Source organism: Vibrio sp. FF145, assembly GCF_041439075.1.
GTDB classification, from domain to species: domain Bacteria; phylum Pseudomonadota; class Gammaproteobacteria; order Enterobacterales; family Vibrionaceae; genus Vibrio; species Vibrio tasmaniensis_A.
Window position 1 is genome coordinate 1 of record NZ_JBGONH010000048.1, and the last position, 14,260, is coordinate 14,260.

The 14,260-nt window shown below is 45.5% G+C and carries 9 protein-coding genes and 3 pseudogenes; 10 read left to right on the forward strand and 2 right to left on the reverse strand.

Going from position 1 to position 14,260, the window contains the following annotated elements:
- Positions 1-55: 55 nt before the first annotated feature.
- From ACED42_RS16725 to ACED42_RS16750, 6 genes and pseudogenes are all read left to right on the forward strand, one after another.
- Positions 56-1,336, forward strand: a pseudogene (locus ACED42_RS16725) (ISNCY family transposase); the annotation flags it as partial.
- Between the two features lie 442 nt (positions 1,337-1,778).
- Complete coding sequence (locus ACED42_RS16730) at positions 1,779-2,927, forward strand: S-(hydroxymethyl)glutathione dehydrogenase/class III alcohol dehydrogenase (protein ID WP_004732902.1); 1,149 nt, start codon at positions 1,779-1,781, stop codon at positions 2,925-2,927.
- Positions 2,928-3,081: 154 nt separating this feature from the next.
- Positions 3,082-3,921, forward strand: a complete 840-nt coding sequence (gene fghA / locus ACED42_RS16735) for an S-formylglutathione hydrolase (RefSeq protein ID WP_371703427.1) — start codon at positions 3,082-3,084, stop codon at positions 3,919-3,921.
- 162 nt (positions 3,922-4,083) lie between these two features.
- Positions 4,084-4,416 carry a multidrug efflux SMR transporter gene (locus tag ACED42_RS16740; protein WP_371703429.1) on the forward strand — a complete coding sequence of 111 codons (333 nt, stop codon included), beginning with the start codon at positions 4,084-4,086 and terminating at the stop codon, positions 4,414-4,416.
- A gap of 145 nt (positions 4,417-4,561) precedes the next feature.
- Positions 4,562-4,963 carry a hypothetical protein gene (locus tag ACED42_RS16745; RefSeq protein WP_371703431.1) on the forward strand — a complete coding sequence of 134 codons (402 nt, stop codon included), beginning with the start codon at positions 4,562-4,564 and terminating at the stop codon, positions 4,961-4,963.
- A 223-nt stretch (positions 4,964-5,186) separates the two neighbouring features.
- Positions 5,187-5,924: an NUDIX domain-containing protein gene (locus tag ACED42_RS16750; RefSeq protein ID WP_371703433.1), complete on the forward strand. Its 738-nt coding sequence runs from the start codon at positions 5,187-5,189 to the stop codon at positions 5,922-5,924.
- A gap of 142 nt (positions 5,925-6,066) precedes the next feature.
- Here the strand turns inward: ACED42_RS16750 and ACED42_RS16755 are convergent, their stop codons facing one another.
- Positions 6,067-7,587 (reverse strand): aldehyde dehydrogenase family protein, encoded by a 1,521-nt coding sequence (locus ACED42_RS16755; RefSeq protein WP_371703434.1) that lies wholly within the window; start codon positions 7,585-7,587, stop codon positions 6,067-6,069.
- A 355-nt stretch (positions 7,588-7,942) separates the two neighbouring features.
- On the opposite strand from ACED42_RS16755, the gene ACED42_RS16760 reads away from it, so the two are divergent.
- From ACED42_RS16760 to ACED42_RS16770, 3 genes and pseudogenes are all read left to right on the forward strand, one after another.
- On the forward strand, positions 7,943-9,730 hold the full coding sequence (locus ACED42_RS16760) for a sigma-54-dependent Fis family transcriptional regulator (protein ID WP_371703436.1): 1,788 nt from the start codon (positions 7,943-7,945) through the stop codon (positions 9,728-9,730).
- Positions 9,731-10,137: 407 nt separating this feature from the next.
- Positions 10,138-10,527, forward strand: a pseudogene (locus ACED42_RS16765) (methyl-accepting chemotaxis protein); the annotation flags it as partial.
- A gap of 144 nt (positions 10,528-10,671) precedes the next feature.
- Positions 10,672-12,378: pseudogene (locus ACED42_RS16770) on the forward strand (methyl-accepting chemotaxis protein); the annotation flags it as partial.
- A 119-nt stretch (positions 12,379-12,497) separates the two neighbouring features.
- Here ACED42_RS16770 and ACED42_RS16775 read toward each other — a convergent pair.
- Complete coding sequence (locus tag ACED42_RS16775; RefSeq protein ID WP_371703437.1) at positions 12,498-13,349, reverse strand: LysR family transcriptional regulator; 852 nt, start codon at positions 13,347-13,349, stop codon at positions 12,498-12,500.
- Between the two features lie 138 nt (positions 13,350-13,487).
- Between ACED42_RS16775 and ACED42_RS16780 the strand changes: the two genes are divergently transcribed.
- A complete protein-coding gene (locus ACED42_RS16780; protein WP_269336894.1) occupies positions 13,488-14,135 on the forward strand; it encodes a glutathione S-transferase family protein in 648 nt (215 codons plus the stop codon).
- Positions 14,136-14,260 lie beyond the last annotated feature (125 nt).

Genomic DNA, 14,260 nt, shown 5'->3' on the forward strand with positions numbered 1-14,260 from the left:
AGAAATACGCGAAACGGGGTAGTTCTATCTTTAAATTTAATTACGCAACAAAGCCAAGGCCAAGTATTACGACTTTAACATGCTTCATCTCGCCGATATGTTAGAGGTATTTGAAGGCATCAAAGTAAAACGGGAGACGCTTCGTACCTGGGCACATGAAATCCATCATGTAAAACGAGCCAAACATCGACGTTCTAAGGTAAGAAGACGACGTGAGCGTATGGAAGCCGAAGGCTTAATGCTGCAAATGGACGGCAGTCCGCACCTTTGGTTCGGTGATAAAAAATCCTGTCTTATCGCCATGATTGATGATGCAACCAGTGAGGTTCATGCGGAGTTTTTTCCTTCAGAAACCACCGAAGGGTGCCTCAAAGTAATGAAAACTTATATCAAGAAAAAAGGGCTTTTTAAGACTCTTTATGTCGATAGAGCGGGCATCTTCGGTGGACCAAAACGTTGCCACTTCTCCCAGATGCAACGAGCCTGTGAAGAGCTGGGTATAGAAATTATTTTTGCCAATTCGCCTCAAGGCAAGGGTCGCATCGAACGTGCTTTTGATACGTTCCAAGATCGTCTAGTCCCTGAGTTAAGGCTGGCTGGGGTTACTGATATGATCAGTGCAAATAACTACCTACAAAATACCTTCATCCCTGAGTATTGGGCAACGACCCTCACAGTCAACGCCAAATTAATGCGCTCTGAGCATACACCCGTTCCGAAGTACCTCAACATTGACGCGATATGTATTCAAAAAGAATATCGAAAAATCCGTCGAGATCATACCTTCAGCTACGCCAACGCAATGTATCAAATTACCTCCCCATTACGGCACTCTATCGTGAGTCAACAAGTCGAACTACGTAAGCAACTTGATGGTGGTTTTACGGCTTATTTTGCCGACCGAGAGTTATCGATTAAAGAGCTTACTGAGCCTAGCTCTAGGAAAGAATACGGAGAAGAGGTTCAGAAAAAGATCGAGGCTATAGAGCTTGCCAATGAGTTAGGGAATGTTAGAGAAGCGGCTCGACAAAGCGGTTGTTCTGTCAAAAGCATTCACAACAACCGTCAATTACTTGAAGCCCATGGCCCACTTGCTTTGAAACGTCTGTATGGTCAATCACACAACAATAATCGCATCGATGAAAAGACTCGAAATATCGTCATCTCATTAACACTCAAATCGCCTCACCTAACCTCTATTAGGATAAGTGGTGAGATGAGAAAGCGTTTTAACATCTCGATTAGTCACTCAACAGTAAGGAACATCTGGCTTGAAGAAAAGCTGAATACAAGAGAATTACGGGAGGCACGTGCCGAGGAATCAATTATCGAATAGAAACTAATCTGCAATAGTGGACTACTATGAATAAAGCAACGACAGAATCCTTCGGTATTTAGACCGTCAACCTCCCTCGGTAATCACAGCCCTTAATAACTCACAAAACTCTAAACAAGTTGATGACCACCACACCAAATCACATAGGCTATTAAATTACGTCCCATTTGTTTCTAATAAATGTCTTACCTACATAGTTCCTGTTTACTGTGTCCTTAGATTTTCTGAGTAATCCCCCTCTCTCCGAACTCCTCTGAACACACCGATTATTACAAATACGTAATAATAATTTTCTATTTAAGGGGATTATCAAAACATTCACTCGCACCTATACTGGCTCCAACAAAACGAGAGAGCGGAAACAATTAAGCTCAACTACGCTTAACGGGTTGAAGCTAATTGCACGGTTATCCGCTGTACTGACATATATAGGAAACATCCAATGACAATCGAAATTAAACCTGGTCAAACTCATATCAAATCAAAAGCAATGGTTGCATGGGCAGCTGGCGAGCCACTAAAAATGGAAGAAGTTGATGTACAACTTCCTAAAGCTGGTGAGGTTCTAGTTCGCATCGTTGCTACTGGTGTTTGTCACACTGACGCATTCACATTATCAGGTGACGATCCAGAAGGTATCTTCCCTTCTATTCTTGGTCACGAAGGTGGCGGTATCGTTGAGATGATCGGCGAAGGCGTTACAAGTGTTGAGATTGGCGACCACGTTATCCCACTTTACACAGCTGAATGTGGCGAATGTAAGTTCTGTAAATCTGGTAAAACTAACCTATGCCAAGCGGTTCGTGAAACGCAAGGTAAAGGCCTAATGCCAGACGGTACAAGCCGCTTCTCTATCAATGGCGAAACAATTTTCCATTACATGGGTTGCTCGACTTTCTCTGAGTACACAGTACTTCCAGAAATCTCTCTAGCGAAAGTAAGCAAAGAAGCACCACTTGAAGAAGTTTGTCTTCTAGGTTGTGGTGTAACAACAGGTATGGGCGCGGTATTGAACACTGCTAAAGTTGAAAAAGGCGACAACGTTGCTGTATTCGGCCTAGGCGGTATCGGTCTTTCTGCAATCATTGGTGCTCGCATGGCTGGTGCTAACCGCATCATCGGCGTTGATATCAATGAGAGCAAATTCGAGCTAGCAAAACAGCTTGGCGCGACTGACTGCATCAACCCAACTAAATTCGACAAACCAATCCAAGACGTTATCGTTGAGATGACAGACGGTGGTGTTGAGTACTCTTTTGAGTGTATTGGTAACGTAAACGTGATGCGTCAAGCACTTGAGTGCTGCCACAAAGGTTGGGGCGAATCAGTCATCATTGGTGTTGCGGGTGCAGGTCAAGAGATCTCAACTCGTCCATTCCAACTAGTGACTGGCCGTGTATGGCGTGGTTCTGCTTTCGGTGGTGTTAAAGGCCGCTCTGAGCTTCCAGAAATCGTTAACCGCTACATGGCAGGTGAGTTTGGTCTTCAAGAGTTCATTACTCACACTATGGGTCTGCAAGACGTAAACGAAGCATTCGACCTAATGCACAAAGGTGAATCTATCCGTACTGTTCTACACATGGATAAATAATTCTCCTTGGTCTCGATACTTAGGTGTCGAGGCCAAAGCTATAAATGAGAAGCAACAAACTGTCTTCACCACCTCCTGCCCGGTGGGTGGTGAAACTTTAAGTAATATAGAGAAATTTACTCCCCAAAACCATCAACCTAACGGAGCACAATAGATGACAATCGAAAACATTAGCCAAGCAAAGGTTGCTGGTGGTTGGCACAAACAATACACCCACTTTTCTGCAACGCTTGACTGCAACATGCGTTTTGCGATTTTCTTGCCGCCTAACGCAAGCAAAGAAAACCCAGTTCCTGTTTTGTATTGGTTATCAGGCTTAACCTGTACCGATGAAAACTTCATGCAAAAAGCCGGCGCGTTCAAAGCCGCGGCAGAGCAAGGCATCGCTATTGTTGCCCCAGATACAAGCCCACGTGGCGAAGGCGTTGCCGACAATGAAAGTTACGATCTCGGCCAAGGTGCAGGCTTCTATGTGAATGCCACTCAAGCACCATGGGACAGCCATTACCACATGTACGATTACGTGGTAACAGAGCTTCCAGCTTTGATTGAATCTTTCTTCCCTGTGACTTCGGTGAAATCCATTTCAGGTCACAGCATGGGCGGACACGGTGCCCTAACGATTGGTATTAAGAACGAAGATAACTACCGTTCTATCTCCGCATTCAGCCCAATCACCAACCCAATGCAATGCCCTTGGGGACAAAAAGCCTTCAACCAATACTTGGGCTTAGATATTGAAGAGTGGAAGCACTACGATGCCTCTGAGCTTCTAAAAACCAAAGGCACTAAACTGCCAATGTTGGTTGACCAAGGCGAAGCCGATAACTTCCTGATTGAACAGCTTAAGCCTGAGCAATTAGTCGAAGCGGCTAAGGTAACCAATGCCGATTTAGAGCTACGTATGCAGCCAGGTTACGACCACAGCTACTACTTCATCTCTAGCTTTATTGATGAACACATTGACTTCCATGCTGCTTACCTAAACAAGTAGTCACACCGAATTAGCCCACACCTTGCAAAAGCGTGAGGTGTGGGCTTTTTTGTGCCTGCTGTTTGGGCAAATACGCTGTGACTAAAGATCAGCAACAACGATTAACACTTTCAAATACCCCCGCTATACCAACAAAAAACAATACAACTAAAAGGTACGACTATGAGCTGGTTTTTCTTAATGATGGGCGTGATGGCGGAAGCACTTTCTCACGTAGCACTTAAAGCAACCGACGGTTTCAGTTTGTCTAAACCCATCCCTGATCTATTAGTGATTTCAGGACATTTGGCGGCATTTCTATTTTTGAGCCAAGCCATGAAAGGGATGCCTGTAGGTGTGGTTCACTCTTTATGGGCGGGCTTGGCTATCGTAACCGTGAGCTTGATTTCTACGTTTGTTTACCGCCAGCACCTCGATACTATGGTGTGGGTTGGTATGTTATTTGTGGCAGCAGGTGTTGTGATGATCAACCTATCTCAAGGTCACTCGCACTAGTGTAGATAGTGACTTATGAACAGTGTGTCAATGCGTTCAAGTTTCCTAACAGACGGGTGTCGCCTTCACTTATTCATACTCTTACAATCGGCAAATCAAACCTGTTACCATAGCGTCTTCTACATCACCTATTTTGAAGGTTGCTATGAAAGCAATTAAGACTCTTTTCTTCCTGATGGTTTTATTAAGCGGTCTGTTTACCGCTTGGCTGTTTATCCCGATTCCAGCGACCATGGACAAGCAAACGCTCGACCTTCCATTAACGGAACCATTCAAGCTTGTGGCGTACCGCAGCAACCCGAATGATGCGAGCAAGCCGCTGACTTACCACTACTATGTGATTTCAGATGTGGTTGGCGTGGACGACATGGACCCATTTCTGGTTACCACAGACCAGTTCGTGAAGCTTGGCGAATTCGACGAGAACACGTTCAGTTTAACGGTTAACGGTAAGATCGAGAGCTACACCAATGATTTGTGGATCAAAAAGGCCGACGGCAAACTGCAGCACTGGTACGTGAGTATTGATGCGAACTATGTTCGTTAGCGTCGAACCCAAATAGACCCGATTTAAAACTGCGCTTTGGCTTCCAAGCGCAGTTTTTGTTTCTAGCGCAATTTTTGTTTCAAGCCGCCCGCCTTAAACTCTCCCTCACTGTGCCGTGCTCTTAAAAATGCTACAAGCAGAGCAGGTGTTATAAGCCCTTAAGATGTTATAAGCTCCATCTATGCTCGACTCCCTATAAATCAAAAATAATAAAGGATCACCCGTGGAATTTACGCTCGACAAATTTAACGGCATCATCATCGACCCAGCAACAGCCCCTCACGATGCTGACTCTTTCAATGCCGAACTCAGCGAGATCACCGAATTTTCAAAGCAGAATAACAAAGGCATAATTTGGATTAGCTTGCCTATTTCGCTCTCGCACCTTATTCCAGTGGCGACTGAACTTGGCTTTGTGTTTCACAACTGTTTGGAAGACGAAATTACGCTGATCCATAAATCCGAGATTGTAGAGTTTGTGCCTTTCATTCCGACCCACACCTTGGGCGCAGGCGCATTGATCACCAACGAACATAATCAAGTGCTGATGATTAAAGAGCACGGTATGACAGGCTACAAATTACCGGGCGGCCATATTGAGTTGGGTGAAGGCATTGAAGAATCGGTTGTTCGTGAAACCTTGGAAGAGACTGGTATCAAAGCCACATTTGTTTCGGTGGTTGGCATGGCGACAAGACACCCGTATCAATTCGGTAAATCGAATCTCTACTTTATTTGCCACCTTATCGCTCAAACCCAAGAGATTGCGATTCAAGACACCGATGAAATTGCAGAGGCTAAATGGGTTGATGTTGAAGAGTATATTAACAACCCTGACAGTTACCCGTTTAACCGCCAATTGGTCGGTTCTCTGATAGGAAAACAAGGATTAGAGCTTACTCAGCTAGAAGGTAATTCAGGCCCAACCTACAAGCCAGAGATCTTCTTTTCGAAAAGCTAGAGCGATTCAAACATAAAAACGCCCAACTCAAATGAGTTGGGCGTTTTGGTTTCTAGCTTTTGTTTTCTTAATTAAGCCTACTGCGTTGTTAGTAATTCTTTGTACCCATGATTCATTCTCATACTTTTAGAACGAACCTGTATTAGAAGAAGCCCAACGGATTAGTATCGTAGCTGATCAACAGGTTCTTAGTATTTTGGTAGTGATCGAGCATCATCTTGTGTGTCTCACGGCCAATGCCCGATTTCTTGTAACCACCGAAAGCCGCGTGTGCTGGGTAAGCATGATAGCAGTTCACCCAAATACGCCCCGCTTCGATGTTGCGCCCCATGCGATACGCTAGGTTTGCATCACGCGTCCATACGCCTGCACCCAAGCCATACTCGGTGTCATTGGCGATCTCTAGCGCTTCCGCTTCGTCTTTAAACGTCGTCACCGCGATAACAGGGCCGAAGATCTCCTCTTGGAATACACGCATCTTGTTGTGCCCTTCCAGCATGGTTGGCTGAATGTAGTAACCGTTGCCGAGATCATCTGGTTGCTGAGCGATTTCACCACCGGTTAGCACTTTCGCACCTTCTTGACGACCGATTTCTAGGTAGCTCAAGATCTTATCAAACTGCTCTTTTGAAGCTTGTGCGCCAACCTGCGTATCGGTATCTAGCGGGTTACCTTGTTTAATAGTTTGAGCACGCTCGACCACCTTAGCGATAAACTTGTCGTATACCGATTCATGAATCAACACACGTGATGGACAAGTACACACTTCACCTTGGTTGAAAAACGCAAGCAGCATGCCTTCGACACACTTATCAAGGTATTCGTCTTCATGGTTAAAGATATCTGGGAAGTAGATGTTTGGAGACTTACCGCCAAGTTCTACCGTTGATGGAATCAAGCTTTCTGCGGCACATTTCAGGATGTGGTGACCGACCTCTGTCGAACCGGTAAAGGCTAGCTTCGCCAAACGATCGCTGGTTGCTAACGCTTGACCCGCTTCGCTACCAAAACCATTCACGATGTTGACCACGCCTGCAGGCAGAAGATCAGCGATCTTCTCCATCATCACCAAAATCGATGTCGGTGTTTGCTCGGCAGGTTTAATCACCACACAACAGCCCGCAGCCAGTGCAGGTGCCAGTTTCCAAGCCGCCATTAAAATCGGGAAGTTCCAAGGAATGATCTGCCCCACCACACCAATAGGTTCTGGGAAGTGATAACTTGCGGTGTTTGAATCGAGCTCTGCTGCGCTGCCTTCTTGCGCACGAATACAACCCGCAAAGTAACGGAAGTGATCGACAACCAAAGGAATGTCTGCTGCCAAAGTTTCACGCACAGGCTTGCCGTTTTCCCACGTCTCGGCGACTGCGATTTCTTCAAGGTTCGCTTCAATGCGGTCGGCAATTTTAAGCAGGATGTTGGAGCGCTCAGTTACACTGGTCGAAGCCCAACTTGCACGAGCAGCATGCGCCGCATCAAGTGCCAAGCTAATGTCCGCCTCGGTTGAACGTGCCACTTGGCAATACACCTGACCATTCACTGGGGAAGTGTTATCAAAGTACTCGCCGTTGACAGGCTTCACCCACTCGCCACCGATAAAGTTATCGTATTGCGCTTTAAAGTTAACCACTGCGTTATCACTACCCGGCTGTGCGTAAATCATAGTTAGATCCTTCTTAGATTTTTAGTCGTTGTTCATTCGTTATTGAGCTTATGTTGTCGAGCTAGCATGGCGGCTTCCCTTGAGAACAGATCCCGTGAGAAGAAAGCTCGTAAGAAGAGAGCCACCATGTTTATGCTTTCTGTTTAAAACACTGATACTTCGTGTTTTCTTCACAACAGTAACAACGCAAATCACACGCCAGAACTTCAAAACTTGTTGTTAACAAATTGTAAAACTATGATTACCAAACGTTTACAACCCTAAGTGAGTTGGCATTGAACGGACGTCTGGAAACCACTCCAGTGTTCAACTGTTCCAAATTGGTACACCCTCACTGTTACGACATGGAACAGTCATGCATCTTCAACAAGCAAACACCTCAGATTGGCTTTCATCCTCTTGGCACCGCAGCACAGAAGCGGGTCTAAAACAGAGACGACTTCCCGAAGACATTCGCCTGCCACAATCGCTCCTTAAACAGCGACGTCATCAATCGTCCGACTTGATTCATATCGTCGAACGTAATGCTCTGCCTCTGTTTAATCAGATGTTTGCACGCACTGACAGTCGTTTGATTCTGACGGATATTGAAGGGGTAATTCTGGCAAGTTGGGGACAAGAGCGGTTTAAAGAGAAGCTGACGTCAATTGCACTCAGCTCGGGAGCATGTTGGCAGGAACAACTTAAGGGCACCAACGCGATTGGCACCGCGATTGTTGAAGCGAAACCCGTATCCATCATTGGCGAACAACACTTCATCCACCAGCATCGATTTATCAGTTGTTCAGCAAGCCCGGTGTTTGATCATCAAGGTCAAATGGTTGGCGTATTGGACATCACCAGTGAACAACAGCAACACGACAGCTCGGTGCAATTACTGGTTCAAAATATGGTTCAGCTTGTTGAAAATCAACTTCTGAGTCATATCCCACAAGGCACCACTCGAATCGATCTCGCGTGTGAGAAATCTTTATTACACAGTGGTTGGCAAGGGATAGTAATAGCCAATGAAGCTGGTGAGGTAGTGGCGCACAATCAGGTCGCCTCTCAACTGCTGGATCAAACCTCGATCGTCGGCGAATGCATAGATACCCTCTTCAACCGAACCTCATTAGACACGCCCTTTGTGTTTGAGAAACAGCACCTCAAACAACCAACTGCAAAACGCACGCGTTCCATTGCAGCATCGTGCGATTTGCACCATGGTGAACAACAAATTGAACATGCTTGGCAGCAGGCCAACAAGGTAATCGACAAAGGGATCAGCCTATTAATCTTAGGAGAAACGGGGGTCGGTAAGGGCGAGTTTGTTAAAGCATTGCACAAGCAAAGCCAACGTAAATCGTCACCGTTAGTTGCGGTGAACTGCGGTGCGCTGCCGAAAGATCTTATCGAATCTGAGCTGTTTGGCTACGCGCCGGGCGCTTTTACTGGCGCAAGCCACAAAGGGTTCCAAGGCAAAATCCGTCAAGCAGACAAGGGCATTCTATTTTTGGATGAGATCGCCGACATGCCGTTAGAGGCTCAGTGTCGATTGCTGCATGTTCTACAAGATAAGTCAGTAGTGCCTGTTGGCTCAAATCAGAGCTACCAAGTCGATTGTCAGATCATCGCCGCGACTCATAAAAACCTAGAGCAGCTAGTCGCAACTGGAGAATTTCGACAAGATCTCTTTTATCGCCTGAATGGCTTGGCCTTCACTTTACCAAGCCTGCAACATCGACAAGACAAGCACGCCTTAATCGAGCATATTCATCGTAAATACGCCGAGGGTGAACAATCAATTTGCCCACACCTCATGAGTTTGCTGTGCGCCTATTCATGGCCGGGTAATATCCGCGAATTGGACAACTTACTTAAGGTTGCTGCTCTATTGGCAAGTGATGAACCACAACTCACGCTAGAACATGTACCTGGCCATCTTGCTCAACATCTCACGTTATTAGCGCAAGATAATCAGCATCAACTGACGACTCAAAATACCACCAAAGGCACAACGAATAACGATTTAAGAAGTACCGTTGAGGAAACTTTGCTACAAACCTATCAAGCGAATCAAGGCAACATCAGCAAGACTTCGAGAATACTGGGGATCAGCCGCAATACCATTTATCGAAAGCTAAAGAGCTTGGGGATTCTTTAATAATCAAGATGATCAATGGCCCAGTTACTTGAATTTAGTCTGCAAAGTATAAATACATACTTTTTAAGTGGGGATTCCACACTTCGGATGAAATTAAAATGTGACTGATGTCATATAATGAGTAATATATATCCACAACATCCTCAAACTACAACCTCCTGATTTACCCGGAAATTAAAAACGGCATCAAGTATAAAATATCAACAAATACAATTAGATAATAGAATAAAAACAACCATACACCTATCTTATAGCTCCTCTCTAAAAGACATAATCCGGAGCGTTATACCATCCTATTTATATTTTTAATCACCCTATTCTTATTATGTTCATTATTTAGAATTTTCCATTCACGTATCTTGTTTAAAATCTCTGAAAAACTACCACTATTTGGTTAGAGAGATAATATGTTTAACAGTATACGAACGCGAATTGCGGTGAGTGCGGGCGGAGCGATGGCTTTCACTCTGTTAATCGCCATGGGAATGACGACCAACGCATTTACCGATGTGAATAAACAAGTCACTGAAAAAGTAAAAACGCAGCTGACAGAGGCCACCGCTACGGATTTACAAAACACGGCACTTCAACAAGGTTTGAACATCGCTAACCAGCTCAACCCCGTATTAGCGAACCTTAAACAAGTGCGCTCAATCATCGAATTAAGTTCAGAAACCGACGCAAGTGCAGAGCTTATCGTGAAACAGTTTACTGCGGCATTGGAAGCACAAAACAAAGCTGTATTTGCGGGTTACATGGTTTGGGAAGATAAGACATGGTCACAACAGTCTGTCTTGAATAACGAGCTCAACGTGAACAGCGAAAATGGCTCAGAGACGTCGCTGATTTCAGATAACCAACAAGACTCGAACACGGAACTGAGCATTAACACAGAATCAGACTCGAATATCGAATCTGGCTCAAACATCGAGTTAAGCTCAAACACTGAGTTAGGTTTTAACAGTCAGGGCTACCTTGCGCCTTTCTTCTCTCCCAATGACCAGAACAGCTTTGATGCTGTCGCAATGGAAAGCTTTAGCAATACCGAGCTCAACAGCAACGGTGAGCGCAAAGATGACTGGCACTTAATGCCATATCAAACAGGTAAAACGTTTGTGATGGAACCGTATTTTTATTCAGTGCGCGGCAAACAAGAGCTCATTACCACCATCAGCCAACCAATCAAACATGACGGAAAAATCATCGGCTCGCTAGGCTTTGATTTATCCCTACATGAACTCCAAAGCCAAAGTGAGTTACTTGCGCGTAACCTGTTTGATGGTCAAGGAAAAATCCTAATCACTTCATGGAAAGGCATTACACTGGCCAACAGCCGAGCTGGAAATATGGTGGGTAAAAAAGTCTCTTCTGAATTGGAATCTGAATGGTCAAAGATTCAGTCTATCGCTAACAGAGAAGGCGCCGGTCTTGTGACTTTCGGCGGCGATGAGTACGCGATTACTGCCATTGATACCAGTGATGCGCCATGGGTAGTCATGGTGTCTGTTCCTAGTAGTCACCTAGCCAAAAGCGTCAATGACTACACCGAGTGGAGTGATGCTCAGAATTCAAAAGCACTTGAAAAAGGTGTGTGGGCGGGAATCATCGCCGCTCTTCTAGGCATTGCCTCAATGGCATTCATTGCTAACTCTTTGGGCAAGGTTTTGAACAACTTAGTGGAACGCTTTAAAGATGCAGCACAGGGTGAAGGTGACTTAACTTATCGCATTGAAGTGAAAGGTAAGGATGAAACCGCTCAGCTTGCACACTGGTTCAATACCTTCCTATCTCGCATACAAGAGATGCTACTTACCGTGATGGTAACGGCTGACCAAGTGGATAAAAACGCGACAGAAGGCCAAGCTCGTGCTGAAGTTTCACGTGACCAGCTGAATTCTCAAGTTAACGAAGTGAACTCACTTGCCACTGCTATCAATGAAATGAGTGCAACAGCGCAAGAAGTGGCGAACTCAGCGGTTCAAGCAGCTGCAGCAGCAAGCCAAGTGCAAAGCAACAGTCTCAATGGTATGACGCGCATGGACAATGCCGCCAGTGCTGTAGACAGCTTGGCTGTGCAGGTTAACGATGCGCAGCAACAAACACAGAACTTAGTCGATTCGAGCACCGCTATTCAGGGTATCTTGAGCGAGATTGGTGGCATTGCAGAGCAAACTAACTTACTTGCACTGAATGCCGCGATTGAGGCAGCTCGTGCAGGTGAGGCTGGTCGAGGCTTTGCAGTGGTTGCTGATGAGGTTCGTAACCTAGCGAATCGAACTCAAGGTTCAACAGAAGAGATTCGCTCTATGTTGGCTCGCTTAGAACAAGAGACTCAATCTATTGTGGTACTGATGGAGCAAAGCCAGAATCAAGCGAACAACACAAAAAGTGAAACCGAAGCTGCACATCAAGCCTTGTCTGAAATCAACCAAGCGATTGAAGTGATTAATGACATGAACAATCAGATCGCTTCCGCGGCTGAAGAACAAAGCTCTGTGTCAGAAGAGATTAACCGCAATGTAGTGATCATCAATGATACAGCAGTGGAAGTGATGGACACCATGACATCATCAGTAGCAATCAGTAATGAACTGACCGTAAAAGCTGGAGATTTACACGGAGAATTGAGTAAGTTTAAGCTCTCTTAACTCACGTTCAGTCTTCCATAAAAATAAGGCCGAGAAACACTATTTCCTCCGCGAAACAGCATGTTCTCGGCCTATCTATTTTAGCTCCGCACTCAACATTACCCTCACCGAGCAAAAATCTAATTGGAGTCCAACTCTACAAGTTGGTTAAGCACTTCTTTGTCTAACACTGGGTGATGTTTGCTCGCTAAAATCAGCACAATATCCACCGAAGGCAGTGGTGGCATATCTTCCAGAATGTTCAAATCAGAAGTCACACTCAGCTTACCCATCGCGCCAATCGCTAAACCTGCCTTAACAATGGCACGTTGCGCCGAAGCGGTATTACTGCACGCCAACAACTGATAAGGCGTACCCTGTTTAGTTAGGCCATTCACTGCCGCTGCGTGATACTTACAATCGGTCTGAAACAAGGCTAATGGGACGGGTTTAGAATCATCGAACACATAGTCTTGGCTGCTTATCCATACACCCACATCACTGGTCAGCCAATAGCCCTCTTCACTGTCAGGCGCTCGGGTGACAATTGCAGCATCAAGCCTGCCATCATCCAACCACTCTCTGAGCGTAATGCTTGGCAGGCTGAATACTTGAATAGAACAGGTGGGTTCTGCTTTCTGCAACAGGCGAATCACTTTTGGCAGAATAGTGTCATTGTAGTCTTCAGGGCAACCGAGTCTTAGAGGTTGTTTGTCTTCGTAACGCTTTACTTGCTTGAGGGCGGTATTGTGGAGGGCGACCAACTGTTCAGCATGAGAACGCAGCGCTAAGCCAGCCTCTGTCAGCACGAGATTACGGCCTTCTTTCTGGAAAAGGGTCACATTGAGCTCTTCTTCCAGTTTGCGCATCTGCGCACTGAATGCCGATTGGGTGCGATTGATCTGTTTCGCTGCACGAGTAAAGCTACTGGTTTCTACAAACGCGAGAAAGCCTCGCAAAGCATCAATATCCATATTGAAATCACTACCCATCGTTTTTATTAATGTATTGCATCAAAATTATCCGTTAGTGCGCCGCAATACAATCCCCTAAGCTCAAATGCATGCCCCTAAGGCTCAATACCTTACCCTAAGTCTCAAAGCATACCCACTAAACGCAAGGAAGCAACGATGCAGCTTTATATTGGAAACCAGAACTACTCAACTTGGTCATTACGCGCATGGCTAATATTCGACAACTATAACCTCAATGCGGAAGTCATCAAGCTCAAGCTATTCACGTCTGATTTTTACGACACACTAGCTTCAGTGACACCAACAGCCAAAGTTCCAACCCTGGTTGACGGTGACGTTGCTGTGTGGGATTCACTGGCGATTCTCGAATACGTTAACGAAGCTTACTTGGACGGCGCAGCATGGCCTAAATCAGTGAAAGAACGCGCCCATGCCCGAGCGATTTCGGCAGAGATGCACTCTGGATTTTTTGCCGTCAGAAATGAAATGCCGATGAACTGCCGCGCTCAAAGAAAGCTTGCTTTGAGTGAAGAAGCATTGAAAGACATCGCCCGTATTGATGCCATATGGTCGACGCAAATGGAACAATACCCAGAAGGTTGGTTATTTGGTGAATGGTCGATTGCCGATGCGATGTTTGCACCGGTGGCATTACGCGTAGAAACCTATGGCATCCAACTTTCAGAGAAGGCATCACAGTATCAGCAACGTGTACTCAACAGCCCATCAGTACAAAAATGGTTGGCAGAAGCGAGCTTAGAAACCGATGTGGTTGAAGAGGACGAGGCGGGAGAGTCGGTATAAAATACAAAACACCCTTTCAAGGCTCACTAGTCTGTGAGCCTTTATTTAAACCTTAATAATTTGGTCGATTGTGATCGCCTAATCACAATGTGCAGATGTGATTGTTTATATTCAACTAAATTCAA